The 2,390-nt window shown below is 67.6% G+C and carries 2 protein-coding genes and 1 pseudogene; 2 read left to right on the forward strand and 1 reads right to left on the reverse strand.

Annotated features, from left to right (window positions below):
- Positions 1-332 precede the first annotated feature (332 nt).
- Together AB0A61_RS38615 and AB0A61_RS38620 are read left to right on the forward strand one after the other, a co-directional pair.
- Positions 333-1,100, forward strand: coding sequence for a thioredoxin family protein (locus AB0A61_RS38615; RefSeq protein WP_361303587.1), 768 nt, complete (start codon positions 333-335; stop codon positions 1,098-1,100).
- Between the two features lie 79 nt (positions 1,101-1,179).
- Entirely contained in the window at positions 1,180-1,458 is a 279-nt protein-coding gene (locus tag AB0A61_RS38620; protein ID WP_361303590.1) for a hypothetical protein, read from the forward strand.
- Between the two features lie 634 nt (positions 1,459-2,092).
- Here the strand turns inward: AB0A61_RS38620 and AB0A61_RS38625 are convergent.
- Positions 2,093-2,390: pseudogene (locus AB0A61_RS38625) on the reverse strand (hypothetical protein); the annotation flags it as partial.

Raw genomic sequence — 2,390 nt, forward strand, 5'->3', positions numbered from 1 at the left:
AGTACGTCCAGTACGAGGACTTCCGGCCGGCACGCCGAGAGCACGCACCGGACGTCACTCCTTGACGGGCGAACGTTGCCTGCCGGGGCACTAGCCAGGAGCAGAGCCCGCCGAGGCTGGGCAGGGGAGACCCGATGCAACGTCGGTACGCCGCGCCGGCCGCGACGCTCGCACTTGCCGCCGCATCGACTCGCGCCACCGATGTGAGAGGTCATCGGTGGCCTCGGCCAGGCGGGCCGTTGTCACGACCGGAGGACAGGAGCGGAGGACAGGAGCGGAGGACAGGAGCGGAGGACGTACCGGAAGACGGGAACACAGGAAGGAGAGGGACGATGACCACCCACAAGACCGGAACGCGTGAGGAGTGGCTGGCGGCTCGGCTGGAGTTGCTCGAGGCCGAGAAGGAGCTGACCCGGCGTGGCGACGCACTGGCGCGACAGCGGCAGGAGCTGCCCTGGGTCCGCATCGACAAGGAGTACCGCTTCGAGACCGACAAGGGCACCGCGTCCCTGGCCGATCTCTTCGAAGGGCGCTCGCAGCTGCTCATCTACCACTTCATGTTCGGACCGGAGTACAAGGCGGGGTGTCCCTCCTGCTCGGCGATCGCGGACGGCTTCGACGGCTCCGTCGTCCACCTTGCGAATCACGACGTCAGGCTCTGCGCGGTGTCACGGGCTCCGCTGGCGAAACTGCAGGCTTACAAGCGGCGGATGGGCTGGAGCTTCCCCTGGGCGTCCTCGTTCGACAGCGACTTCAACCACGACTTCGGGGTGGCGCACACCAAGGAGGAGTGGGAGTCGGGAGTCGTCGAGTACAACTTCCGCCCGATGGACGTGCGCCCGCCGAAGGCCGGTGAGGAGAATCCGGCACTCACCGAGATGGCCGCGAGCGTCGGAACGGACTGGCCGAAGTACCGGCGCGAAGGGCCCGGCATGAGCGCGTTCGCCCTCGAGGACGGCGTCGTGTACCACACCTACTCGACGTACGAGCGCGGGCTGGACGTCCTGTGGGGCATGTACCAGTGGCTCGACCGCGCGCCACTCGGCCGCAACGAGACCGGCTTCTGGTGGCGCCGTCACGACGAGTACGACAGCCAGTGACGCGTCAGGAAGCGCCACTCCGCTCGTTCCCGCGGCAGCACGGGAACATGCGCCCGGTCCGCTCACGGATCCGGCACCGGTGCCCGGCCCGGCTCAGTTCCCGGTTGCCTCCTCACTGGTCGAGGGGCTGCTGGTGGGAGAGGTGCTGACGCTGGCGGAGGGACTGGCGGAGGGCCGCGCGGAAGAGGTCGGCGTCTGCGGGGCAGGACTGGTGCGGTCCCTCATGGGGGGCCGGGGAACTGGACTGTTCCTCACGGGTGGTGGCGCACTGGTGGTGGCCGGAGGCCGGGAGGCCGGTGACGTGCTGCGGGTTGCGGTCGGCACGGGGCGCCGGAATCCGTCACCGTTTTCGTCCTGAACACTCTTTCGCGCTGGGTGCGTGGTCGCACGCGCCGGTGGAGCCGGCGAGTCGGTGACGCCGACGTAAGGCTCCTCGGGCGATGGCTGTTCCGGGATCGACACTGCTCGTGGCGTTGTTGACTCGGGAAGCAGCGATGCCGTGGTCAGGCCGCCGAGGATGGTGAAGGCAGCTGCGGCAAAAGACCGGACAGCATACTTCTTCAGTCGCGGCGGCCGGTTGTTCTCGCTTGTCGGCGGGATCTGCGCGGGATTTGGGGAGGTAAGTCCCTCCGGGGGCTCGCCGGGGTCGGGCCCGTTGCTGAACAGGACTTCTGGCATCACGCTGTCCACTGCCGGAGCACTGCCTCTTTGCCGGCTCAGCTGGGCCATGTCCGAGTCGTGTGCCCCGCATTCCGGGCACGTTACGGCGCCGTTGAGCGTGCGGCTGCACGGGATGCAGTAGTCCATGTGCGACCGCTCAGTCCTCGAGTCGATGGGAGGAAACGTGCGCCCAGGCGGCCGGGAAGCAGCCGGCGGTCGGGGGACGCCGCTTGGTTACCTTCGGAGCGATCTTTGCCATGTGCGAACCTCATTCACCGGTCTGCAGGTGGGTCACCGGTTACTGGGGTCAACGGGACTGAGCGGGTGAACGCTCAGTCGCCGGCTTCGAAAGTGGGATAAGTAACTCCGGCTGGAAGGCTCGTAGTCCCGTGGGTGGAACCCCGGCGGAACACCGCTACATGGTGATCGGAGCCCACGACGAGATCTCCCTCGGAGCTCACAGCAACAGCAAGGGGTCCGTGCAGCTTCAGGAGATCAGTGGGCTCGCCGGTGTGCAGGTCCCATGCGCGGATTGTCTGGTCGTGGCTTGCGGTGATGGCGGTGGGGGTGTCGTCGAGGACTGTGCAGGCTACGGAGTGGACGGGTCCGGTGTGGCCGGTCATTTGGAAG

The sequence above is a fragment of the Streptomyces sp. NPDC046197 genome, from assembly GCF_040646295.1.
In the GTDB taxonomy this organism is placed as follows: domain Bacteria; phylum Actinomycetota; class Actinomycetes; order Streptomycetales; family Streptomycetaceae; genus Streptomyces.

Coding starts and splice junctions, on each gene's coding strand:
- AB0A61_RS38615 (WP_361303587.1), top strand. CDS start 333: ATGACCACCCACAAGACCGGAACGCGTGAGGAGTGGCTGGCGGCTCGG.